This is a genomic window from Salmonella sp. SAL04162 (assembly GCF_046551535.1).
Taxonomy (GTDB): Bacteria; Pseudomonadota; Gammaproteobacteria; order Enterobacterales; family Enterobacteriaceae; genus Salmonella; species Salmonella enterica.
Map to the genome: position 1 here is coordinate 95,730 of NZ_JBGDVX010000002.1, position 23,561 is coordinate 119,290.

22 protein-coding genes are annotated in these 23,561 nt (G+C 53.4%); 11 read left to right on the plus strand and 11 right to left on the minus strand.

Translation table 11 applies throughout. From position 1 onward, the window contains the following. Positions 1-6 precede the first annotated feature (6 nt). From rihA to hscC, 3 genes are all read left to right on the plus strand, one after another. The gene (rihA, locus tag ACLJRH_RS04585) at positions 7-942 is read left to right on the plus strand and encodes a pyrimidine-specific ribonucleoside hydrolase RihA (protein ID WP_023136540.1); all 936 of its coding nucleotides are present in this window, start codon (positions 7-9) and stop codon (positions 940-942) included. Positions 943-973: 31 nt separating this feature from the next. Next, on the plus strand, positions 974-2,212 hold the full coding sequence (locus tag ACLJRH_RS04590; RefSeq protein ID WP_023136541.1) for a hypothetical protein: 1,239 nt from the start codon (positions 974-976) through the stop codon (positions 2,210-2,212). Positions 2,213-2,287: 75 nt separating this feature from the next. After that, positions 2,288-3,967: a molecular chaperone HscC gene (gene hscC, locus ACLJRH_RS04595; RefSeq protein ID WP_023136542.1), complete on the plus strand. Its 1,680-nt coding sequence runs from the start codon at positions 2,288-2,290 to the stop codon at positions 3,965-3,967. A gap of 21 nt (positions 3,968-3,988) precedes the next feature. Here hscC and ACLJRH_RS04600 read toward each other — a convergent pair whose 3' ends face one another. From ACLJRH_RS04600 to ACLJRH_RS04615, 4 genes are read right to left on the minus strand one after another with little or no spacing between them, the layout of a single operon-like run. Further along, a complete protein-coding gene (locus tag ACLJRH_RS04600) occupies positions 3,989-5,461 on the minus strand; it encodes a J domain-containing protein (protein ID WP_023136543.1) in 1,473 nt (490 codons plus the stop codon). Then, entirely contained in the window at positions 5,458-6,153 is a 696-nt protein-coding gene (locus ACLJRH_RS04605; protein ID WP_023223315.1) for a DUF1266 domain-containing protein, read from the minus strand. Before ACLJRH_RS04605 ends, ACLJRH_RS04600 begins: the two co-directional genes overlap by 4 nt. Before the next feature lie 11 nt (positions 6,154-6,164). Then, complete coding sequence (locus ACLJRH_RS04610; protein ID WP_023136545.1) at positions 6,165-7,598, minus strand: J domain-containing protein; 1,434 nt, start codon at positions 7,596-7,598, stop codon at positions 6,165-6,167. After that, positions 7,595-8,302, minus strand: a complete 708-nt coding sequence (locus ACLJRH_RS04615; RefSeq protein ID WP_023136546.1) for a DUF1266 domain-containing protein — start codon at positions 8,300-8,302, stop codon at positions 7,595-7,597. Before ACLJRH_RS04615 ends, ACLJRH_RS04610 begins: the two co-directional genes overlap by 4 nt. Before the next feature lie 124 nt (positions 8,303-8,426). Between ACLJRH_RS04615 and ACLJRH_RS04620 the strand changes: the two genes are divergently transcribed. Continuing rightward, on the plus strand, positions 8,427-9,422 hold the full coding sequence (locus ACLJRH_RS04620; RefSeq protein ID WP_023136547.1) for a tetratricopeptide repeat protein: 996 nt from the start codon (positions 8,427-8,429) through the stop codon (positions 9,420-9,422). Positions 9,423-9,450: 28 nt separating this feature from the next. On the opposite strand, the gene ACLJRH_RS04625 is transcribed toward ACLJRH_RS04620, so the two are convergent. The 6 genes from ACLJRH_RS04625 to ACLJRH_RS04650 form a co-directional block, all read right to left on the minus strand. Continuing rightward, positions 9,451-10,392 carry a hypothetical protein gene (locus tag ACLJRH_RS04625; protein ID WP_001100314.1) on the minus strand — a complete coding sequence of 314 codons (942 nt, stop codon included), beginning with the start codon at positions 10,390-10,392 and terminating at the stop codon, positions 9,451-9,453. A gap of 81 nt (positions 10,393-10,473) precedes the next feature. After that, positions 10,474-10,947: a zinc ribbon-containing protein gene (locus ACLJRH_RS04630; RefSeq protein ID WP_001044885.1), complete on the minus strand. Its 474-nt coding sequence runs from the start codon at positions 10,945-10,947 to the stop codon at positions 10,474-10,476. 92 nt (positions 10,948-11,039) lie between these two features. Next, entirely contained in the window at positions 11,040-12,968 is a 1,929-nt protein-coding gene (locus ACLJRH_RS04635; protein WP_001044170.1) for a sigma-54 interaction domain-containing protein, read from the minus strand. A 67-nt stretch (positions 12,969-13,035) separates the two neighbouring features. Beyond that, positions 13,036-13,989, minus strand: coding sequence for a 2-keto-3-deoxygluconate permease (locus ACLJRH_RS04640; RefSeq protein WP_000694480.1), 954 nt, complete (start codon positions 13,987-13,989; stop codon positions 13,036-13,038). 49 nt (positions 13,990-14,038) lie between these two features. After that, complete coding sequence (locus ACLJRH_RS04645) at positions 14,039-15,211, minus strand: UxaA family hydrolase (RefSeq protein ID WP_001670689.1); 1,173 nt, start codon at positions 15,209-15,211, stop codon at positions 14,039-14,041. A 16-nt stretch (positions 15,212-15,227) separates the two neighbouring features. Continuing rightward, positions 15,228-15,569: a UxaA family hydrolase gene (locus ACLJRH_RS04650; protein ID WP_015632837.1), complete on the minus strand. Its 342-nt coding sequence runs from the start codon at positions 15,567-15,569 to the stop codon at positions 15,228-15,230. A gap of 236 nt (positions 15,570-15,805) precedes the next feature. Between ACLJRH_RS04650 and leuS the strand changes: the two genes are divergently transcribed. The 4 genes from leuS to nadD are packed head-to-tail and all read left to right on the plus strand — an operon-like array spanning position 15,806 to position 20,667. Continuing rightward, positions 15,806-18,388, plus strand: coding sequence for a leucine--tRNA ligase (gene leuS / locus ACLJRH_RS04655; RefSeq protein ID WP_023137129.1), 2,583 nt, complete (start codon positions 15,806-15,808; stop codon positions 18,386-18,388). Between the two features lie 14 nt (positions 18,389-18,402). After that, complete coding sequence (gene lptE / locus ACLJRH_RS04660; protein ID WP_001269950.1) at positions 18,403-18,993, plus strand: LPS assembly lipoprotein LptE; 591 nt, start codon at positions 18,403-18,405, stop codon at positions 18,991-18,993. Further along, the gene (holA, locus tag ACLJRH_RS04665; protein ID WP_001623105.1) at positions 18,993-20,024 is read left to right on the plus strand and encodes a DNA polymerase III subunit delta; all 1,032 of its coding nucleotides are present in this window, start codon (positions 18,993-18,995) and stop codon (positions 20,022-20,024) included. The genes lptE and holA overlap by 1 nt, the downstream gene beginning before the upstream one ends. Before the next feature lies 1 nt (position 20,025). After that, entirely contained in the window at positions 20,026-20,667 is a 642-nt protein-coding gene (gene nadD / locus ACLJRH_RS04670; protein WP_023137128.1) for a nicotinate-nucleotide adenylyltransferase, read from the plus strand. On the opposite strand, the gene cobD is transcribed toward nadD, so the two are convergent. After that, on the minus strand, positions 20,642-21,736 hold the full coding sequence (cobD, locus tag ACLJRH_RS04675; protein WP_001173259.1) for a threonine-phosphate decarboxylase CobD: 1,095 nt from the start codon (positions 21,734-21,736) through the stop codon (positions 20,642-20,644). The two genes, nadD and cobD, sit on opposite strands and share 26 nt — an antisense overlap. A gap of 96 nt (positions 21,737-21,832) precedes the next feature. Here cobD and ACLJRH_RS04680 point away from each other — a divergent pair, with 96 nt between their 5' ends. The 3 genes from ACLJRH_RS04680 to rlmH all read left to right on the plus strand — a co-directional run bounded on the left by ACLJRH_RS04680 (position 21,833) and on the right by rlmH (position 23,558). After that, complete coding sequence (locus ACLJRH_RS04680; protein WP_023137126.1) at positions 21,833-22,441, plus strand: adenosylcobalamin/alpha-ribazole phosphatase; 609 nt, start codon at positions 21,833-21,835, stop codon at positions 22,439-22,441. Between the two features lie 328 nt (positions 22,442-22,769). Further along, the gene (rsfS, locus tag ACLJRH_RS04685) at positions 22,770-23,087 is read left to right on the plus strand and encodes a ribosome silencing factor (protein ID WP_001161670.1); all 318 of its coding nucleotides are present in this window, start codon (positions 22,770-22,772) and stop codon (positions 23,085-23,087) included. 3 nt (positions 23,088-23,090) lie between these two features. After that, positions 23,091-23,558 carry a 23S rRNA (pseudouridine(1915)-N(3))-methyltransferase RlmH gene (gene rlmH / locus ACLJRH_RS04690; protein WP_000776107.1) on the plus strand — a complete coding sequence of 156 codons (468 nt, stop codon included), beginning with the start codon at positions 23,091-23,093 and terminating at the stop codon, positions 23,556-23,558. Positions 23,559-23,561: the final 3 nt, after the last annotated feature.

A 23,561-nucleotide genomic window follows, 5' to 3' on the forward strand; every position in this document is an offset into this window, starting at 1 on the left:
ACCGCTATGGCATTGCCCATTATTATTGATTGCGATCCGGGTCATGATGACGCGATCGCCCTCGTTCTCGCCCTCGCCTCCCCTGAACTGGAAGTGAAAGCGATCACCTCTTCCGCCGGCAACCAGACGCCGGAGAAGACCCTGCGCAACGTGCTGCGGATGCTGACACTGCTCAAACGCCCGGATATTCCGGTGGCGGGCGGCGCGGTGAAACCTCTCATGCGCGAACTGATTATCGCCGATAACGTTCACGGCGAAAGCGGCCTCGACGGCCCGGCGCTGCCCGAGCCCTCATTCGCCCCGCAAAGCGGCACTGCCGTTGAGCTGATGGCAAAAACACTGCGCGAGAGCTCACAGCCAGTCACCATCGTCTCCACTGGCCCACAGACCAACGTGGCGCTGCTGCTGAATAGCCATCCTGAACTGCATACGAAAATCGCCCGCATTGTGATCATGGGCGGCGCGATGGCGCTGGGTAACTGGACGCCCGCTGCGGAATTTAATATTTACGTCGACCCGGAGGCCGCCGAAATTGTCTTCCAGTCAGGCATTCCGGTGGTGATGACCGGGCTGGACGTCACGCATAAGGCACAGATTCACGCCGCCGATATCGAACGCTTTCGCGCTATTGGCAACCCGATTTCCACCATCGTCGCCGAACTGCTGGACTTCTTTATGGAGTACCACAAAGACGAAAAATGGGGATTTGTCGGCGCGCCGCTGCATGACCCATGCACCATCGCCTGGCTGCTGAAACCGGAGATTTTCACCACCGTTGAGCGTTGGGTTGGCGTGGAAACTCAGGGGAAATACACCCAGGGGATGACGGTGGTGGATTATTATTTCCTGACGGAGAATAAGCCGAATGCGACGGTGATGGTCGATGTAGACCGCCAGGGATTTGTCGATTTACTGGCGGAACGGCTGCAATACTACGCATAAAGCGCAAAGTAGAATCCAGGGATGAATAGCGATGTTTTGGCGTAACAATAGACCTGAAATTAGCCTGCTACAGCACGACGTAGCCCATATAACGTTTTCAGTACGTAACGGAAAAGCATTGCTTCGTCCCTGCGTTATCCACGATCCCGACTCTTACGCCGGTATTCATACGCTCTCCTGGCATGGCTCGCCGCTGATTCGTTTTTACACTGAAGCCTGGTGCCCAACCTGCGCAGAATTTGTTTATGCCGGTTTTAGCAATGATGATGAAGGCGCCGCGCAGTTTTTATCCTCACTTGCCGAGTGGAATCAGCCAGGAGTCGGGTTGAACGAAGCATTTACCGCCCTGACGCCGCTATTTTCACTCTTTGCCGATGGCTATTACCGGCTGGAAGAACGCGAACTTTATCCGACGGATGGCAACGGACATTTTTTCTGGGCGGTGGGTAACGAAAAACAACCGAATCCCGCGACCACAGGGCAGTGGATTGCTGACGTGGACTATCACTACCAGTCCGGCGAACCCTGTTTTTTGCTGCCAGGCCAGCCCCCATCGCGATTTAACCCACAACGCGCCGGGTATTATCGCGATAAGCCAGAGAGCCACGCGCTGGCCTGGCATATGAATGACAGCTGGCTTTGCGTCCTGCTTGATGGTCACCATAAAGCTACCGCCGCGGCGCTGGAAGGCCGGCCCGTGAAGACCTGGGTCATCAGCCAGCCGGTGGCGATGACATGCTACGAGACGCGACAGCAATGCCTGCGATTTTATGACGGCGAGCGCCTGGAGGAAGCCCAGTTTCAGCGCCGCATCCCCCTGAAAATACAGTACGAAAAACTACCGCCATCCCTTTGGGAGGATTACTTTACTCGCCATGACGGACGTTATACCCACGTCAACTGGCCGAACGCATTGGCTAACTGCGCAACGCATTATCCCGATCTTGCGGCCTGCGCAGATATTATTGCCGCAGGCGATCTGAGCGAGGCCGGCCTCAACAAAATCATGGCGCAAGGGATCACCGAAGAGGGATTTCCCGCCGTACTGTTACGCGCGCTGTTTTATACCCATTCTCCCTTGTTGATTGATTTTGTCCGTTTTCTGACTCGCGCACCCGGTTATGCCTGCCACTACCCGCTGGCGTTTCATTTACTGGCCCAGAAACGCACGCCACAGGCCGATGCTTTTTTCCTCGATTTCGCCATCAATGATGACGGCGAGCGCCCGGAGTTGACGAACATTATGGATGAATACTTTCGCCAGGCGTGACATTGATAAAGATCACCACGCCAGAGGGTGGTGTTCTTTATTCTATAAACTCTCTTTCCCGATAAATTAAACGCAATGGATAATGCAACGTTAGCGATTGGTATCGATCTCGGCACCACTAATAGTTTAATCGCCGTCTGGCAAGACGGAGCCGCACAATTAATACCTAATAAATTTGGTGAATATTTAACACCATCCATAATTAGTATGGATGAAAATAAACAAATTCTGGTGGGAAAACCTGCCGCAGCTCGTAAAACATCTCATCCAGATAAAACCGCTGCCTTATTTAAACGCGCAATGGGCAGTAATACTCACTGGCATTTGGGTGAAGAGTCGTTTAATGCGCCGGAATTATCTTCGCTGGTTTTACGCTCGCTGAAAGAAGATGCGGAAGACTACCTTCAGCAGCCAATCAAGGACGTCGTGATCTCGGTTCCGGCTTATTTCAGCGATGAGCAGCGGAAGCATACACGACTTGCCGCTGAGCTTGCGGGGTTAAACGCCGTGCGCTTGATCAATGAACCCACGGCGGCGGCAATGGCTTATGGCCTGCATACGCAGCAAAACAGCCGTTCGCTGGTTTTCGATCTGGGGGGCGGAACCTTTGATGTGACCGTTCTGGAATACGCTACGCCGATTATCGAAGTTCACGCCTCCGCTGGCGATAACTACCTCGGCGGCGAAGATTTCACGCATTTGTTACTTGATGAAGTGCTGAAACGCTGGAATCTCGATAAATCAGCGCTGACGGATAGCGATCTGGCTGCGCTGTATGCCTGTGTTGAAGCCGCAAAATGCGCCAGCGGCTCCCCGCTGCGCATGAGCTGGCTTTATCAGGAGCGCGTGCTGGAAAGCACGTTTTATGATGATGAGCTGGAAGCCCTGTGGCTACCGTTGCTCAACCGGCTGCGCACGCCCATTGAGCAGGCGCTGCGCGACTCCCGACTCAAACCGGAGCAAATTGACAGCCTGGTGCTGGTCGGCGGCGCGTCACAGATGCCGCTGGTGCAACGCATCGCGGTGCGCTTATTCGGTAAATTGCCCTATCAAAGTTACGATCCCAGCACCATCGTGGCGCTTGGCGCCGCGACTCAGGCCGCCTGTCGCCTGCGCCATGAAGACGTTGAAGAGGTGATCCTCACGGATATCTGCCCCTACTCGCTGGGCGTGGAAGTCAACCGACAGGGCGTGCCTGGTATTTTCTCGCCCATCATTGAACGCAATACCACCGTTCCGGTGTCAAAAGTGGAAACGTACTCCACCATGCACCCTGAGCAGGACTCTATTTGCGTCAGGGTATACCAGGGTGAAAGCCACAAGGTAAAAAATAATATCCTGATCGATTCTTTTGACGTCATGCTGAAGCCGAACGGGCACATTCAGGCCATTGATATTCGTTTTAGCTACGATATTAATGGTCTGCTGGAAGTTGACGTGCTGCTGGAAGACGGCAAGAGTGAATCCAGAATCATCAGCCATAATGCCGCCTCACTGACGACGCAGCAAATCGAAGCCAGCCGTGAGCGCTTGCAGGCGCTGAAAATTTATCCCCGCGATATGCTGATTAACCGGACGTTTAAAGCGCAGTTAGAGGAGCAGTGGTCACGCGCATTAGGCGATGAGCGCGAAATGCTGGGGGAGATTATTACCGATTTCGACGCGGCGCTGCTGTCTAATGATATGCAGCGCGTCGATGACGTGCGCCGTCGCGCCTGCGAATATCTGGGTATTGACGAGCCAAAAGCGCCGTAACGGCGCTTTCACTGCCCCTGTTCAGAAAAAATGGAAGAATCGATTTAACGCGCAGACAATCAACGCGATCAAACCGACAATCTTCATGATTTTCATCACCCCGCCAGATTCCGTCTGACGGGGTGCTTCGGTTTTCGCTTCAGAAGACAATTTTTTCTCTTCTTTCTCAGCCGCCAGCCTGAGCTCTTCCGCCAGCTCCTTTTTGTCGCGAATATCGCCTGGCTTCATGGCGATTTTAGATGACAACGCCTGGGTTATCAGCGACTCCAGCGGACAGGCTTGCCCCTCCTCCAGCCGGATCAGCAGGCGAAAAAAGGGCTTTTCTTTGGGAAACGCTTCCAGCACCACCTGCTCCGCCGTCCGGTACAGATCCAACAGCGGCGTTTCGGGTTCCCCCTGGGTACTCAGCCGTGAATTTGCCCACGCCATCGCTTTTCGCTTATAAAACAGGGAGTCAACAAATGAACGCCCCAGCGGTGATAACCTACCGCTGTGCAAAATGTCGGCCCACAGTAAACGCGTGCGCGCACTTTCACCGGGCACATATTCAGCATCCGCCATACAGCGCGCTTCGACCGCCATCACCGCCAGCGGGAAGAAATCAGGCCGCTGCTGGCGGCACCAGCCCAGCAACAGGTCGTCCGCCTGCGTGGAGGGATAACGCTGCCAGAAATCGCAAAGATCGGCCAACAGGCTTTCCCCCTCGCCGCAGAGCAAACGCTGTTTGCACAGGTAATAGTGCGCATCTTCGTCATCCGGCTCCGCGGCCTGCCAGCGACGAGCAATATCGACCAGTTCCGCCATGCCCCACTGCTCGGCGCTAAACCAGTGTAATAGTTTACGATGCAGCTGTTTATCATCGGGAATTATCCAGGCTCCCTGAACCTGCAGAGCGTCGGCAAAATGTTCGGGATAAAAGCGCCAGATATGCTCAAGCTTAAAAAAGTAGGCGTCAGTTTGGTCTTGAACAATAAGAGGCAATTTGGCCAGACTTAGCAGATCAAACGCATCGCCCCGCTTTACGGTCTCCAGAAATGCTTCCAGCTCTCCTCCCTCAGCATCATCTTCTGCTTCTTGCGGCTGCCAGTTCAGACGCTGCGCCAACAGTGCCAGGCAAGACAGCGAAATCGTTTCTGTTTTCATGGCGATGTCGCACAACTGCCAGCGCAGCTTATCTATCTCATCCATTGAACACTGGTTCAATTGCTGAATAAATTTCTGCCATGCCGAGGGCTGAAAGCGATCGCGCTCTGATGCCAGCAATTCCCTGAACGCCACCAGTATTTCATGTTCGTCGCCCACCTCTTCCGTTTTTACATCTTCCGCAGGCGAGGCGGCCCAGTGCTGCGCTTCTTCATAGGCCTGGCGCAATCGCTTAAAACCCTGCGGATCGCTCTCAGGGTGGAATGAGGGCAACAGGGCAAGATAAGCCTGACGGATACATTCCAGATCGGTGGTGGGTTCAATGCCCAGGATTTCCCAACAGATATTCATAAATCGCTCACTCCTTTAAGCGTTTCCGGGCATGTCGGTTGTTCGTTGAGCGGACGCCACGGTAGCTGCGCATAATAACTCTCTGTCGTAGAGGTCAGTTCATTAAACATCCGTGCGCCTGAAGCGTCGTACTTTAGGTGGGCGAAATATGCCTGCATGGCGTCCCCTTCGGCCTGCCAGTACAGCCGCCCCAACGAATAGGCGGCAAAATATTGCGTCCAACCGTCGTAAAAATAGTGCGCCCGCGCATAGATACGCGATTGCAGCCACAGGCTTTCCTCTTCCGTCAGCCATTGATTCAACACCCCCATCCGGCATAAAAACCCCATACGCACATAGTCCCAGGCTTTAATGCCGCCGCGTCCGCAGCATAGTGCGGTTTCGGCAACAAATCGCGCATAAATCTGGCCCTGCTTGCCAAACTGCGCGGTAAATTCGCGCCATTGACGCGGAGATAGCGTAAACCAGCGGATATAAAAGGGAGCCAAATCTGCCGCATGACCGTCGTCCGTCATCCGATAGATGGTTTGAATAAGATCTTCACGGTTATCAATCCCCCATGAATCGGAGAGATCGACAGCAGGAATTCCGGTATACATTGCTGGAGAGGTATGCGAAGGCTCATTGCCGATATATAGCACCTCCATCGGTGTGGAGAGCGCAAAAAGTAAATATTGTTCTTCCTTGTCCATATTCGATATCCCTAATGCATAAACTGGCGTAATACATGGCCGACAACGCCAATAAATAAAATGATTTTAATCACCTGCCAGAGGCCAAAGCCGCCGCCAGATTCCTCCACACTCTGCGAAGTCACCGTTGTCACCGGTTCTTCATTTGCGACTACAGCTTCACACGGTGTGTCGACAGCCGCAGCCCGCCCCAGCAACCCGCGAATAACCAGCGCTTCCAACGGGCAGATATCCGGCGCATCAAGCTTCGTTACCAGACTCTGTAACAATGCCGCTGACGGCTCCTCGGCGCACGCCAGGCTATCCGCCACCTGATACAACAGCCAGTATGGATGCTGGCTATGCGCCTCACTCATCGCTGGCGCGCCGTAATTCAAACGCCGCGCAATAAAACTTTCGCTCAGTGGCGATAATGCGACGCTGTGCAGCGCCTCGGCCCACAGCAAGCAGGTACGCGCGCTTGAGCCGGGAATATACAGCAGCGGTTCGCCATCGATATCGACCTGCTCACGCCCCTCAACCGCCATCACCAGCAGCGGGAAAAAGTCCGGGCGATGCTGGCGGCACCAGCGCAGCAACAGATCGTCAAGCTGGGTGGAAGGATGTTCCCACCACTGTGCGTAAAGCTCCGGCAGCAGACTATCGCCTTCACCGCAGAATACGCGCTGGGCTAAGTGGTAATAACCCGGCGTTGCGTTATCGGGTTCGGCTTCCTGCCATGCCAGGGCGACAGGCAGCAGCTCCGCGACGCCCTGGCGCTGAGTGCTGAACCAGCGTAACAAGCGTCGGTGAAAGCGCAGATCGTCCGGGACAACCCAGGCCCCGTGCTGCGCCATAAGTTGGGCGAAATAGAGAGGATGCTCGAAAAAGGTGTTGTCCAGGGCATCATAAAAAGCAATGGTCTGGTTTTGTACCGCCACTGGCAAATGCAGCAATAGCGAATAATCAAACAGGTCGCCACGGCGGATTTCAAACAAAAGATCCTCCACCTCCTCGGCATCGACATCTCGATTATCACTCCCCTGTTCCCAGGCCAGGCGATCTGACAGCAGTTTCAGACACGAGTACGAAACAGGAAAGGTCTTCATCGCGATAGCGCACAGCCACCAGCGCGATTTTTCGACCTGTGAAATCGATAATTTATTGATCTGTTGGATAAACTCCTGCCATGCCTGCGGCTGAAAGCGCCGTTCGCCATCCGCCAGCAAATCACCGAATATCTCCCTGAGATAATTCACCCACGGGGTATCGGGATCCTCTTCAACCATCGTTATGGCGGGAGATTTCGTAAACCGCAATGCGTATTCATAAGCTTCTCGCAATTGCTTAAAACCCTGCGGATCGGTTTCCGGATGAAATGACGGCAGCAGCGCCAGATAAGCCTGACGAATGGCGTCGGTATCCGTGGTGGCCTCAATGCCAAGGACTTGCCAACAGGTTTTCATAGATCGCTCACCTCCTGAAGCGTGTCCGGGCATTCAGGGTAATGGGGCAGGTAGCGCCACGGCAGCGTGGCGTAAAAACTGTCCTTCCCGGCGATCAGCTTATTCATCATACGTCGCCCCGCATCATCAAACTCCTTACGGGCGAATGTCTCGCGTAGCAACGGTAGGTTATCGCCATTCCGTAACTGCCAGTACAAACGCCCGGTGTAATAAGCGCTGAAATACGGCAACCAGCCGGAATAATAGCTGAGCGCGCGAAGCTGTATCCTCGACTGCAGCCACAGGCTCTCCTCTTCCGTCAGCCATTCATTGAGCACACCCATGCGGCAGAGAAATCCCATCCGCACATAATCCCAGCTGCGAATACCGCCTTCGCCGCAACACACGGCGGTATCAGCGACGAATCGGGCATAAATGCGCTCTCTCTCGTCCAGCGTGTCGGTATACTCCTGCCACTCCTGCGGCGCATACCTAAACCAGCGGCGATATAGCCATTCCAGTTGCGTGGCATGACCGTCATCCGTCATGCGGGAAATGGTCTGAAGCAGCTCATCACGATTTTCAATACCCCACGACGATTCAAGATCGAAACGTTTTATCCCTATATACATTTTCGGTGACGAATGTGAAGGTAAACAGTCCTCGTTCAATACTTCCATCGGCGAGGAAAGTGCAAAGAGTAAATATTGTGATTCTTTATCCATAATAAATCGCCAAAATATATTCACACCACAAATAAAAAAGCAATTGAAAACTAAAATAGAGTACAACAAAGCCAAATCTCAATATATTATTAATCTAAAAAACAATGGCGGGATAAATTAAAAAATGAATCATTCCATAACCAGTCATCCCTGCGACAACGTATCTTTAGCACAATTAACCGAACTGGCGCAGTCAGGAAATAGTGAAGCTCAATATATATTAGGCCGTTTATATAATGACGAACGTATAGATGGCAGCGAAGAGGATAAGCTCTCTTTTTATTGGTTGCAGCAGGCAGCTGAACAAGGGCATTGCGAGGCGCAATATTGGCTCGGCTTACGATACAAAGACACGCCTACCGACATGAAAGATAATACGCTGGCTTTATTCTGGTCAGAAAAAGCCGCACAGCAAGGACACCGACACGCTTTCAACACATTAGGCTGGGTTCAGGAAGGAGAAACCGGGATGGCTCCAGATTATGCCCAGGCCGTTGCCTGGTATCGCAAAGGAGCAGAACAGAGCCACAACCTTGCGCAATATAATCTCGGGAGAATGTATCGTTCAGGAACTGGCGTAGAGCAAAATGATACACAGGCACTCTACTGGTTTAAACAGGCAGCATTACAAGGACATTGTGCCAGCCAGGAAAGACTGGCGTATATGTATGGCAATGGGAAAGGATGTCGGAAAAATTTATCCCTTGCCGCCCTTTGGTATAAGAAGAGCGCGCTACAAGAGAGCAGCTACTCGCAATATCAGATGGGCTATTGTTATTACATCGGAGAAGGTATCAAACAAGATTACCAGCAGGCAATATACTGGTTTCGAAAAGCGGCAGACCAGGGTGACGATGGTGCCTATAACAGTATCGGCTGGATGTACAAATGCGGTCATGGCGTCGAGCAAAATTATTCGCTAGCACTGGAATGGTTCCACAAATCAGCAGAATGTAACAATTCATCGGGCTGGTACAACCTCGGATGCATGTACAGAGATGGATACGGTACCGCACAAGACCTACAACAAGCGCTCTACTGGTTCAAAAAAGCACAGCCCACGGGCAAATGGGACGTCGACGAAGAGATCCGCAAACTGGAAGCGCAGTTGAATGCGTGATACAGGCTTCGATACAGAGCAATATTGGTTATTTCAGCGTCCAGAGGGGCTGGCTAATCACGTCAATGGTCGTCACCTCTTTCGCGTCGTCATAGATAGCCTGCGTGACGCGTATCCGCCCCGGACGCTGTAAATCGGGTTTCACCAAATCCGATGCTGTTTCCGTCGGCTGCATATTAAGGTTGCGAGTAAAAGCGGACGTGGCCTGAATCCATTGTTTCTTCTGGATATCAAACAGATACACCACACGAAATACGCTACTCCACCATTGTGGAGAAACCATGACGCGATCCCGCCCGCTATCGTCCAACCCGGATAGCGTCTCAATATTTCCGACCAGGCATTGCGATAACTTCACTGGCTTCACTTCCGCATCGCTGCTCCACAGCGAGCAATCACAATCACTATCGTCCGAACACGCACCGCCAGTCCGTGGATTTTCCTCGCGAAGCCAGACGTAGCTCAAATGTTGGCCATCAAATTTACCCCTGGCAACTTCGGCACTTTTCTCTTTACTCTGATTAGCACGCGTAATGCCGTCGGTTTCGCGGGTGATTCGCCATCCCGCCGCGTCGCGCATCAGCAATATTTCCTCGGGATAGTTGGTCATTTTTCCCGTCGTACCTGCGCGTTTAACAAAACGAACGATGACTGATTTATCATCTTCCGCTGGCTGAATATTCAATGCGGTGACAATGTGTTGCTGATAGTCACTATTTTTCGCCAAAAACGCCTGCTCCCTGGCCACAACCTGCTGCGCGGAAAGCGACTGACCATACCACTCCACCTTTCCCCTATACAGTGACTGCGGCGGCGTGCTTTCCGTTCGATTCAGAGCATCGTTCCAACTATCCACCAACGCATTGATTTGCTGTCCGTCGGCTGGCGTCAGCGCGGCGAAAGCGGAAAAGGATCCCAGCCCCCATAGCAAAACCACAGCCCGGCAACCCATGGAGCAAAACACATTCATCAACACATTCCTTGTCAGTTACGATTCCTGATAAACCTACTGAGCAGGCGATCATACGCCTGCTCCCTGCAATAATGAACCTTACGGCTCAAACGGCCTGCGCTGGAACTGATCGTGCCCACACTTCGGGCACAGCGGCAACACATCCGGCGTGTAAACCGCCAGATGATAGTGGCACTTCTCGCACACCAGATTCCCCAATCCCACCACTTCGCCGCTGTGATACACGCCGTGGTGATTCAAATCCTGGAAGACTTCACGCCACTCCAGCTGGGTTTTATCGGTAATATCCGCCAGTTCCTGCCAGAGACTCTCTTTAATCACCCGCAAGAAGACGCTATCTTCCTGGCTCTCTTCGTAGCTCATGGCGAACTCTTCCAGATCGCGTCTGACAGCGCGCGTCAGTTCGTCCACCTCGGTTCGCGTTAACTCCCCTGTTTGCATCACGCGCTGGCGCGCCTGCTCCACCAGCGCATCAATGTCGCGCTCGCCATTGCGTAAACGCTCGCTTAATGAGGCCACCAGTTCACGGTAATATTGAGCAACCTTGTTCATCACTTCACCTCTTGGATCGTTAACTGTCTATAATAATAGACGTTATTTGCGTTACGCTTTGCAAGGCTGCCCACAGAGTCTGTAAATTCTTGTCAGGCCGACTCACGTATCCAGCGCGTCAGCGAGGTACGATCGACATTTAATCGTTTCGCCACTAACGATTTATTATCCCTTTCCGCCTCTAATAATTTTCTCAAAATACGCAGGCGAATCGTTTTATAATCGCCAGCCAGCATCTGGCAGTCGTGGCAGGTACTTGGCTCGCGTCGGCTCCCCTCTTCCAGATCGTCCAGCAAGAGGCGACCCTCATCCAGCGTTGCCGGGGAGTGATCAATAGAGAGCACCAGCCGTTCGATAATATTGCTTAACTGCCTGACGTTTCCGGGCCAGGCGAAGCGCTGAAGCTCTTGCCACAGCGCCGGGGTTAACGTTAGTGCCGGGCGTTTATAATGCTGGCTGAAACTAGTAAGCAGCGACAGGCCGATGGCTTTGATATCCTCCGGACGTTTGCGTAGCGGGATGGTGGTCACTTTTAATACGTTAAGCCGATAGTAAAGATCTTCGCGAAATGTCCCGTCCGCAATGAGCTTCGTTAACGTCTGATTGGTCGCCGCAATCACGCGAATATCAACAGGTATCATCTGGTCTGAGCCCAGCCGCATAATCTGCCGCTCCTGCAATACCCGTAATAAGCGCGTCTGTAGCGGTTTATCCAGTTCGCTAATCTCATCCAAAAAAATGGTACCGTGGTGCGCTAATTCAAACAGGCCTATTTTGCCTTTCGGCGACGCGCCGGTAAATGCGCCGGCGACATAGCCAAAGAGTTCGCTCTCCAGAATCTGAGGGGCCATCGCGCCGCAGTTAATGGCGACAAACGGGCCGTTAACGCGTTGGCTGGCATTATGAATACTTTGCGCCAGCACCTCTTTCCCCGTCCCGCTTTCGCCATTAATTAAGATAGTCGCGTCCGTACCGGCATAATTTTTAATGATCGCCAGACGACGCAGCATTTCCGGGTTTTCGGTAAGCAGATCGTCGAAATGATAGCGGGCGCTCAAGCCGCGGCGAGACAGTTCCTGGCGGCGAACATGATGTTCCGCCCCCTGTAAACTGGAGACGGTTTGCATCGTCAACACTACCCGGCTTAACTGTCTGGCCGCAAATACCGGATACAGATTAACCACCATCGCGCCTTGCGGCGTATCGACGACTTTCGCGCTGACGGTTTTTCCCTCACGTAATGTATGCCGCTCCTGGTGCAATACCTGTTTCAGGAAAGATGCGTCATAAATTTCACCGGAGGCGTTAATTTTAAAAAGTTGGCTCGCATATTTATTGTAATGCAGTAACGCGCCGGTATCATCAAGCGTGATAACAGCTTTATCAAACTGATCGAGAATCAGCTGCAGATGATGACGCTCCAGTAATTGGCTGCGAAAAGCCAGATATAATGAGCGGGCTTCTTCCAAAGCTTCGGTTATTGAGGCGGGGCTGGAATCAAGCAAACGGAATTGCGAACCCAGCGGTGAAAAATAATCCTGACAAACGGTATCGCCAACAATGCAATCTAATGGCGTGGACGCTAATTGTTGCTTCAGGCAAGAAATCGTTTCTTTATCATTTCCCTGTAAGGTAAAAATTTTATAGTTAATATTTAACTGTTCCGCTACGCGCGCGCATCCTTTGATCACACTGGAAAAGCCGACAATACCGACAGTGCCTTTTTGTCCTTTAAAAGGGATAAGCGCATCAAGAATGTCGTAGCCGGACATTTTAATTTCGACTACCGGTAATTTACTGTGCTTTTTTAATATTTCCGCACAGCCGCCACGACTAATGAGTACCTGGTGCCCACGGGACTCTAATAAAGGTAACTCATCCAGGATACGATTAAGCGTCGTTTGATGAATAGTGACGGCGTAATCCAACTGCGCGACCAGCGCCTCGGCAGCCTTTGCCAGTTGCGGGTAAGGAGAGACAAAACAGAGAGGAGATGCGGCTATATCTTTCGTCTTATTCATCACTCACCATCCTGTTGGTTTATGAACGGGCGAGACCGCCCGTCGTGATTTATTTTCCGCCGAAACGCTAACCGCCTGCGGCGGCTGGGTTCAGTTTACGATCGTAACGTTTTTTTATCCATACGGTCAGGAAGGGGGCGCACAGAGCGGTAATAATCGTCGAGGCCGCCACCTGCGCCGCCGCCGTCGACGCCAGGTCAGTAAAATGCGGATCGAGCAGCGCGATTGCCGCTGGCGTCGCGACGGCGTTGCCAGAGGTGGTGGATACCGCCGCGCCTGCCACGCCGCTGCCTCCCGTCACACGATCGGCGAAAATATTAAAAAATCCGCCAATCGCCACCGTCATGAGTCCCAGTAAAATGCCTGAAGAACCTGCCGTGATAAGTCTTGCGAAATCAATACCGTATCCTAACCCAAAGGCAAAAAAGGGAATCGTTACCACGCTGCCCTGTTTAAGAAACTTGCGCATGTCCTCATCCAGATTGCCCAAAATCATGCCAATGATAATGGGAATAATAACCGCCACCAGATTCATAAAGGGTATCGACACCATGCCTGCCGACCCTAACGCCAGCATGGTGAAAAAGGGACCATCGTTCAACGATATTACCGCAATCGCGCCGCCGTCGGTTTCATCGCCGTACTCCCCCACCAACGCGGCATATAACCCACTGTTCGAGTTGGTCATCGCCGAAATAATCGCTAAAGCCGACAGACCTAATAACCCATCCGGGCCGCAAAATTTTCCGACCAGAATGCCAATAATCACGCCGCTGGCAAATTTCGCAAAGGTGATCGCAGCGCCTTTTTTCAGCGCTTTCGGCGCGGCTTTAAACTGGATATCCGCGCCCATACAGACTAAAAACATGCCTAAAATCGCCATTGCGCCATGCGAAATAGAGGTGACAAAACCGCCTATTTCCAGCGCCTCCGGCGCAAAGGTTTTAAACAATGCGCCGATGATCAGCGGTACAACCATCATACCACCAGGAAAACGTTCCAGTGTTTTTTTAATTTTCATAGCTTATTCCCAGGAGATAACCGGACAGCTTGTGCTGCCCGATTTGGTATCAGAACGTCGGCGCGATCTTATAAATAGAGAATTCGTTATGACCTAAATCTTCTGATTTAGTCGTTTTCCCATTCGCGACGCGTAAAATTTCCTGATAAATTTCCTCGCCCATTTGCGTAATAGAAGCCTCGCCAGACATAATGGCGGACACATCAATATCAATATTGTCCTGCATCATTTCCCACGTTGCTTTATTACCCGTAATTTTTATTACCGGCGCTATTGGGTTACCGGCAGGCGTTCCGCGACCGGTAGTAAAAATAACGATCTGCGCTCCACCCGCCACCATGCCGGAAATAGATTCAATATCCTGCCCCGGGGTATCCATAATCCACAGGCCCGGATGCGTTGGGCTATCGGCATATTCCAGTACGCCCTGTAACGGCGCATGACCCGCTTTATGCATACAGCCTAACGATTTTTCTTCAATGGTAGTCAGCCCGCCTTTAATATTGCCCGGCGTCGGCTGTCCCCCGCGAATATCCTCGCCCAGCGCTTTTGCTCGCGCCTCGCAGCCGACCACTAAATCAATAAGCTGTTGACCAACCTCCGGCGTCACCGCGCGTTTCGCCATCACATGCTCGGCGCCAATAAATTCCGTCGTTTCAGAAAGAATTGAGCTTCCGCCGCAGCGTATCAGCTTATCCGAGGCGACCCCGCAGGAAGGGTTAGACGCCAGCCCCGATGTCGTATCTGACCCGCCGCACTCCATCGCCAACAGCAGCTCGCTAACCGGTGCTTGCTGCGGTTTTTGCATGGAGAGTTGTTGCGCATAGTCGCGGGCCAGCGAAATCCCCCTGGCCTGACATTTAAGCGTGCCGCCCTCTTCCTGAATGGTAATGCAGGAAGTCGGTTTGCCAAATGCGGTAATCTCTTCTGCGATGCGCAGCGGCTCCGCGCCTTCACAGCCTAAGCCCACAACCACAATAGCGCCGACGTTGGGATTATTCGCCACATTAATCAATGTCTTTTCCGTCAGACGCGCATCGCCTGCCACCTGGCAGCAGCCAAAATCGTTATTCACCCATGTCGCGCCTTTTACCTGCCGGGCAATATCCTGGGCAACTTTATTCGCACAAACGCTGGTAGGTAAAATCAGTACATAATTACGGATGCCAAAACGGCCGTCAGGGCGGCGGAAACCCAAAAAAGTCTCATTGCTCATAATCATTTTCCCTTGTTTTATATTATTTCCAGTCACCACGTCCGCGTTCGCTTTCCACATTGTGGACATGCACATAGTCGCCACTTTTTATTTCCTGAGTGGCGCGGCCAATGGATTCACCATATTTATAAACTTCGCCATGAAAAGGCACATCGCAGATGGCGAATTTGTGGCCAAATGGCACATCCTGATGTAACACAACGCTTATCTCGCGTTCGCCAACGAACATTGTGGCGGTTTCGCCGGCCTTGAGCGCCGTAATAGCCGTCGCGACGCAATCCTGAGGGTGAATCACCACTGCATTTTTTTTCACGATTAACTCCTTTGCTTTAGTCCTGTCTTCCCTAATCAAAAGGCGTGCCATTTTTTAACTACATGGTTTATATGACTTTATTTTTATGGGCCAATCTGGCGGTGACAGGAACTGCGGTAATTTGCCTCAGTCGTGTCGCATTTTGCGTCACCTCCTCATGAACACCTGGCGCGACAAATGTTCTACCCCCTGTTTTGACGTGCGTGTTTGGGCTATGCTATGCGGATCTAAACACCACCTCTAAAGCTACATTTGTAGCTGTATCGAAAACAGGACTACTGGCTGCCATGCAAGAGCAATACCGCCCGGAAGAGATAGAATCCAAAGTACAGCTTCACTGGGATGAGAAGCGCACATTTGAAGTGACCGAAGACGAGAGCAAAGAGAAGTATTACTGCCTGTCGATGCTTCCCTATCCTTCTGGCCGACTACACATGGGCCACGTACGTAACTACACCATCGGCGACGTGGTTGCCCGCTACCAGCGTATGCTGGGCAAAAACGTGCTGCAGCCAATCGGCTGGGACGCCTTCGGCCTGCCGGCGGAAGGCGCGGCGGTGAAGAACAACACCGCGCCGGCGCCGTGGACGTACGACAACATCGCGTACATGAAAAACCAGCTCAAAACGCTGGGTTTTGGCTATGACTGGAGCCGTGAAATCGCGACCTGCACCCCGGAATACTACCGCTGGGAACAGAAATTCTTCACCGAGCTGTATAAAAAAGGCCTGGTGTACAAGAAGACTTCTGCCGTTAACTGGTGCCCGAACGATCAGACCGTTCTCGCCAACGAACAGGTGATCGACGGCTGCTGCTGGCGCTGCGACACCAAAGTTGAGCGTAAAGAGATCCCACAGTGGTTTATCAAAATCACCGCTTACGCAGACGAGCTGTTGCGCGATCTGGATAAGCTGGACCACTGGCCTGATACCGTAAAAACGATGCAGCGCAACTGGATTGGCCGCTCTGAAGGCGTGGAAATCACCTTCGATGTGAAGGGTTACGATAACACCCTGACCGTCTATACCACCCGTCCGGATACCTTTATGGGCGCCACCTACCTGGCAGTGGCCGCCGGTCATCCGCTGGCGCAAAAAGCGGCGGCGAACAACGCCGAGCTGGCGGCGTTCATCGACGAATGCCGTAACACCAAAGTGGCCGAAGCCGAAATGGCGACCATGGAGAAAAAAGGCGTCGACACCGGCTTTAAAGCGATTCATCCGTTAACTGGCGAAGAGATCCCGGTCTGGGCGGCAAACTTTGTCCTGATGGAGTACGGCACTGGCGCGGTGATGGCCGTTCCGGGTCACGATCAGCGCGACTACGAATTTGCCTCCAAATACGGTTTGACCATCAAGCCGGTGATTCTGGCCGCCGACGGTTCCGAGCCGGATCTTTCCGAACAGGCGCTGACCGAAAAAGGCGTGCTGTTTAACTCCGGCGAGTTCGACGGTCTGGCCTTTGAAGCGGCGTTTAACGCCATTGCCGATAAACTGGCGGAAAAAGGCGTCGGCGAACGTAAAGTGAACTATCGTCTGCGTGACTGGGGCGTTTCCCGTCAGCGTTACTGGGGCGCGCCGATCCCAATGGTCACCCTGGAAGACGGCACCGTGCTGCCGACGCCGGAAGATCAACTGCCGGTTATTTTGCCGGAAGACGTCGTCATGGACGGCATCACCAGCCCGATCAAGGCCGATCCTGAGTGGGCGAAAACCACCGTTAACGGTATGCCGGCGCTGCGTGAAACCGACACCTTCGACACCTTTATGGAATCGTCATGGTACTACGCGCGTTACACCTGCCCGCAGTATCAGGAAGGAATGCTGGATTCGAAAGCGGCAAACTACTGGCTGCCGGTCGATATCTACATCGGCGGTATTGAACATGCCATCATGCACCTGCTCTACTTCCGCTTCTTCCATAAGCTGATGCGCGATGCCGGCATGGTCACCTCTGACGAGCCGGCTAAACAGTTGCTGTGCCAAGGCATGGTGCTGGCGGATGCGTTCTATTATGTCGGCGAGAACGGCGAACGTAACTGGGTTTCGCCAGTTGACGCTATCGTCGAGCGCGATGAAAAAGGCCGCATCGTCAAAGCAAAAGACGCAGCGGGTCATGATCTGGTCTACACTGGCATGAGTAAAATGTCCAAGTCGAAAAATAACGGTATCGACCCGCAGGTAATGGTTGAACGTTATGGCGCGGACACGGTACGCCTGTTTATGATGTTCGCTTCTCCGGCGGATATGACTCTGGAATGGCAGGAGTCCGGCGTAGAAGGCGCAAACCGCTTTATTAAACGTGTCTGGAAGCTGGTTTACGAACACACCGCTAAAGGTTCTGTCGCGGCGCTGAACGTCGATGCGCTGAGCGAAGATCAAAAAGCGCTGCGTCGCGATGTGCATAAAACCATTGCCAAAGTGACCGATGATATCGGCCGCCGTCAGACGTTCAACACCGCCATTGCGGCGATCATGGAGTTGATGAACAAACTGGCGAAAGCCCCGCAGGAAGGCGAACAAGACCGCGCACTGCTTCAGGAAGCGCTGCAGGCCGTCGTGCGTATGCTTAACCCGTTCACCCCGCACGTCTGCTTTACCTTGTGGCAGGAACTGGGCGGCGAAGGCGATATCGACAACGCGCCGTGGCCGGTTGCCGACGAGCAGGCAATGGTGGAAAACACCACGCTGGTTGTCGTGCAGGTTAACGGTAAAGTTCGCGGTAAGATCACCGTTGCGGTGGATGCCACCGAAGAACAGGTGCGTGAACGTGCAGGCCAGGAACATCTGGTGGCAAAATATCTTGATGGCGTTACCGTGCGTAAAGTGATTTACGTTCCGGGTAAACTCCTCAATCTGGTTGTTGGCTAAGCGCGGGAGGAAGCGTGCGATATCTGGTAACACTGTTGTTATCTCTGGCGGTGCTGGTCACCGCCGGATGCGGCTGGCATCTGCGTAGCACTACGCAGGTTCCGGCTTCAATGAAAACGATGATCCTCGATTCCGGCGATCCGAACGGTCCGCTAAGTCGTGCGGTACGTAATCAGTTACGGCTGAATAACGTAAACCTGCTTGATAAAGACACAACGCGCAAAGACGTTCCGTCTCTGCGGCTTGGAACGGTGACTATTTCGCAGGATACGGCGTCAGTGTTCCAGGACGGCCAGACGGCGGAATATCAGATGGTGATGACCGTCAATGCCTCGGTATTGATTCCGGGCCATGACATCTATCCTATCAGCACGAAAGTGTACCGTTCGTTCTTCGATAACCCGCAGATGGCGTTGGCGAAGGATAACGAGCAGGCCATGATCGTTCAGGAGATGTACGACAAAGCCGCTGAACAGCTGATTCGTAAGCTGACCAGCGTCCGCGCGGCGGATATTCAGGCGACGAAAGAGGAGGCTACCGCCGACAATGAGACGGCGGCGCCCGCCTCTACTCCAGCACGCGTCTCCACTACGCTGAGTAACTAATGATCAGGTTGTATCCTGAACAACTCCGCGCGCAGCTCAACGAAGGGCTGCGTGCGGCATATCTATTATTGGGCAACGATCCGCTGCTGCTGCAGGAAAGTCAGGACGCTATTCGTCTGGCGGCTGCGTCGCAAGGCTTCGAAGAGCACCACGCTTTTACTCTCGATCCCAGTACCGACTGGGGATCGCTTTTCTCACTCTGCCAGGCGATGAGCCTGTTCGCCAGCCGTCAAACGCTGGTGCTGCAACTGCCGGAAAACGGGCCTAACGCAGCAATGAATGAGCAACTCGCCACGCTGAGCGAGCTGCTGCATGACGACCTGTTATTAATAGTACGCGGAAACAAGCTCACCAAAGCGCAGGAAAACGCCGCCTGGTATACCACGCTGGCAGACCGTAGCGTTCAGGTCAGTTGCCAGACGCCGGAGCAGGCGCAGCTTCCCCGCTGGGTGGCCGCCAGAGCGAAAGCACAGAATTTGCAACTGGATGACGCCGCGAACCAACTGCTGTGCTATTGCTATGAGGGCAATCTGTTGGCGCTGGCGCAGGCGCTGGAACGACTGTCGCTGCTTTGGCCTGACGGTAAGTTAACGCTTCCTCGCGTGGAGCAGGCCGTCAATGACGCCGCCCACTTTACCCCTTTCCACTGGGTGGATGCGTTACTGATGGGGAAAAGCAAACGCGCGCTGCATATTCTGCAACAGCTACGCCTTGAAGGCAGCGAGCCGGTTATTCTGCTGCGGACCCTCCAGCGAGAGCTGCTGCTACTGGTAAATCTCAAACGTCAGTCCGCGCATATGCCGTTACGCGCGCTGTTTGATAAACACCGGGTCTGGCAAAACCGTCGCCCCATGATCGGCGACGCGTTGCAGCGTCTCCATCCTGCACAGCTTCGCCAGGCCGTGCAGTTACTGACGCGTACAGAAATTACGCTCAAACAGGATTATGGTCAGTCAGTATGGGCAGATCTTGAAGGGCTATCGCTCCTGCTCTGCCATAAGGCGCTGGCAGACGTATTTATTGATGGGTGATATGAAATCGTTACAGGCTTTATTCGGCGGCACCTTTGATCCGGTGCATTATGGACATCTTAAACCTGTTGAAACGCTGGCGAATCTGATCGGCTTATCGCGGGTGATTATTATGCCTAACAATGTGCCGCCGCATCGCCCCCAGCCGGAAGCTTCCAGCGCGCAGCGTAAATATATGCTGGAGCTGGCTATCGCCGATAAGCCGCTTTTTACGCTGGATGAACGCGAGCTACAGCGAAACGCGCCCTCTTACACTGCGCAAACGCTGAAAGCATGGCGCGAAGAACAGGGCCCCGAAGCGCCGCTGGCGTTTATTATCGGCCAGGACTCGCTGCTTAACTTCCCCACCTGGCATGATTACGACACCATCCTTGATAACACTCACCTGATCGTTTGTCGTCGTCCGGGCTATCCCCTTGAAATGACGCAGGCGCAACACCAGCAGTGGCTGGAACAGCATCTGACCCATACGCCGGACGATCTGCACCAGTTGCCAGCCGGTAAAATTTACCTGGCGGAAACGCCCTGGCTTAATATCTCCGCAACCCTCATCCGCGAACGTCTGGAAAAAGGCGAATCCTGCGACGATCTGTTGCCGGAAAACGTGCTGAACTACATCAATCAGCAGGGGTTATACCAGTAAGCACATTGCGCAGCGCCGACAGCAGACGCTCGTTTTGCGCAGCGCTGCGTATCGCCACACGATAATAGCGGCTGTCCAGCCCCGGGTAGTTAGCGCAGCTACGGATTAAAATCCGCTGCGTCAGCAACCGTCGCTGCAGGTCAATATCCTCTCGCTCACAGCGTAACAACAGATAGTTTGCCCGCCCGGGATAGACCGTCAGCAGGGGGAGCTGACAAAGCGCCTGATAAAACCGGGCGCCCTCCTCCCGTAACCAATGCCAGGTCGCCTGTTGCCAGGCGCTATCCTGTAACGCTACCTCACCGGCAAGCGCCGCCAGCGCGTTAACCGACCACGGCATTTGTTGGCGACGCATCCGCGCCACCGCCGCGTCATCGCTGTTGACGAGATATCCCAACCGCAGGCCGGGAATGGCATAAAATTTGGTCAGCGAACGCAGCACCCAGATATGTGGATTATCTTTAAGAGCAGGAATAAAGCCCGCCTCATGCGGAATAAAATCGATAAACGCTTCATCCAGGATCAGGTTAATGTTCAGCGATTTGCAGCGATCGGCAATGGCCTGTAATAACTGCCGCTCCGGCAGCAGGCCGGTAGGATTATTGGGCGTACACAGAAACAGGCAGTCCAGATCGGGCGTCAACGCCTCAAGAATGGCATCGGTAAGCTGCCAGCCATCCGCTTCGCGTAGAGACCAACGACGAATTTCACAGCCACTTTGCGCCAGCGCCCGGCCATACTCCGCGAAACCAGGCGTGACAATCATTGCACGACGCGGTTTAAGACCGCTCGCCACGGTAAAGATTGACTCCGTCTCGCCATTTCCCGCCAGTATCCACGATGCCGGCACCTGATGATGACGCGCCAGCGCCTGGTGCAAATGAAAATAATCGGCGTCCGGGTAGCGCTCAATGCAGTCCAGATTGTCGATAAGCGCGCGTTTCACGCTGACAGGCATACCCAGCGGATTAATGTTTGCGCTAAAATCCAGTAACTGGTCAGGCGAGATGCCCAACACCGTCGCGGCTTCCCGAATATTACCGCCATGCGCGCTGTTGAATAACGCCATTATGCCTCCGGCCAAAAAATGCTATTTTAGTGAAAAAAACGTTGCGCAATCAGGGGCATTATCATGTTTTGCGCATTTAACCTCATGAGGAATACCATGCGATTGTGGCTGGTGCGTCATGGCGAAACCGAGGCCAATGTCGCCGGGTTGTATAGCGGACATGCTCCCACGCCGTTAACGAAAAAAGGGATTGGCCAGGCGAAAACGCTACATACTTTATTGCGCCACGCGCCATTTGACAGGATGTTATGCAGCGAGCTGGAGCGCGCGCGCCATACCGCCCGGCTCGTACTGGAGGGCCGGGATGTGCCGCAACACATCTTACCTGAGCTTAATGAGATGTACTTCGGCGACTGGGAAATGCGCCATCACCGCGACCTCACCCATGAAGATGCCGAAAGCTATGCCGCCTGGTGTACGGACTGGCAGAATGCGGTTCCGACCAATGGCGAGGGTTTTCAGGCTTTTACCCGGCGCGTAGAGCGCTTTATCTCGCGACTCGACGCGTTCAGCGATTGCCAGAACCTGCTGATCGTCAGCCATCAGGGCGTACTCAGCCTGTTGATTGCCCGTCTGCTCGCGATGCCCGCCGCCTCGCTATGGCATTTCCGGGTAGAACAGGGATGCTGGAGCGCAATCGACATATGCGAAGGGTTCGCCACCCTGAAAGTATTAAATAGTCGTGCCGTCTGGCGGCCTGAGTGATGAATTTTCCGTTTTTTCTCGCCGCAGCGGTTTCGCCCATTGACAGCCCCCGACAGGCTGTTATTCTCCGCAGCCAGGCTTTTTTCACCTTGCAGAGCTTTGCAGAAATTGTTTTACAAAAATGGCGATGCTTTCTGTGACGTGGGATGGGATGATAATCTGGTTTTAAACGCCGATCCGGCGACATAAGTCCCGGTATCGCCGCTGATTCAGGTATACTACACGGCGTCCCGCCGGAAGGTTAGCGTTAACTCGCAACGCCTTACCGGTCCAGCCTGTTGGCCTTTTTTCTATCGTTATAACGCAATTATTCACCCAGGGGGAAAACTTGCAGGGTAAAGCACTCCAGGATTTTGTTATCGACAAAATTGATGACCTGAAAGGTCAGGACATCATCGCCTTAGATGTTCAGGGTAAATCCAGTATCACCGACTGTATGATTATTTGTACCGGCACCTCCAGCCGTCACGTTATGTCTATTGCCGACCACGTGGTGCAGTCGTCGCGCGCGGCCGGTATGTTGCCGTTGGGCGTCGAAGGCGAAAATGCGGCTGACTGGATTGTCGTCGATCTGGGCGATGTGATTGTGCATGTCATGCAGGAAGAAAGTCGCCGCCTGTATGAACTGGAAAAACTCTGGAGTTAATGCGTGAAGCTGCAACTTGTCGCTGTCGGCACGAAGATGCCCGACTGGGTTCAAACGGGATTTACGGAATATCTGCGTCGTTTTCCGAAAGATATGCCCTTTGAGCTGATCGAAATCCCTGCGGGCAAACGCGGCAAGAACGCGGATATCAAACGCATTCTCGACAAAGAGGGCGAGCAGATGCTGGCCGCCGCCGGTAAGAATCGCATTGTTACCCTGGATATTCCAGGCAAGCCGTGGGATACGCCGCAGTTAGCCAATGAGCTGGAGCGCTGGAAACAGGACGGGCGCGACGTCAGTTTGCTGATTGGCGGCCCGGAAGGATTATCTCCCGCCTGCAAAGCGGCAGCGGAACAGAGCTGGTCGCTCTCGGCGTTAACGCTCCCTCACCCACTGGTTCGGGTTCTGGTCGCGGAGAGTTTGTACCGGGCGTGGAGCATCACAACCAACCACCCTTATCACCGTGAGTGATCG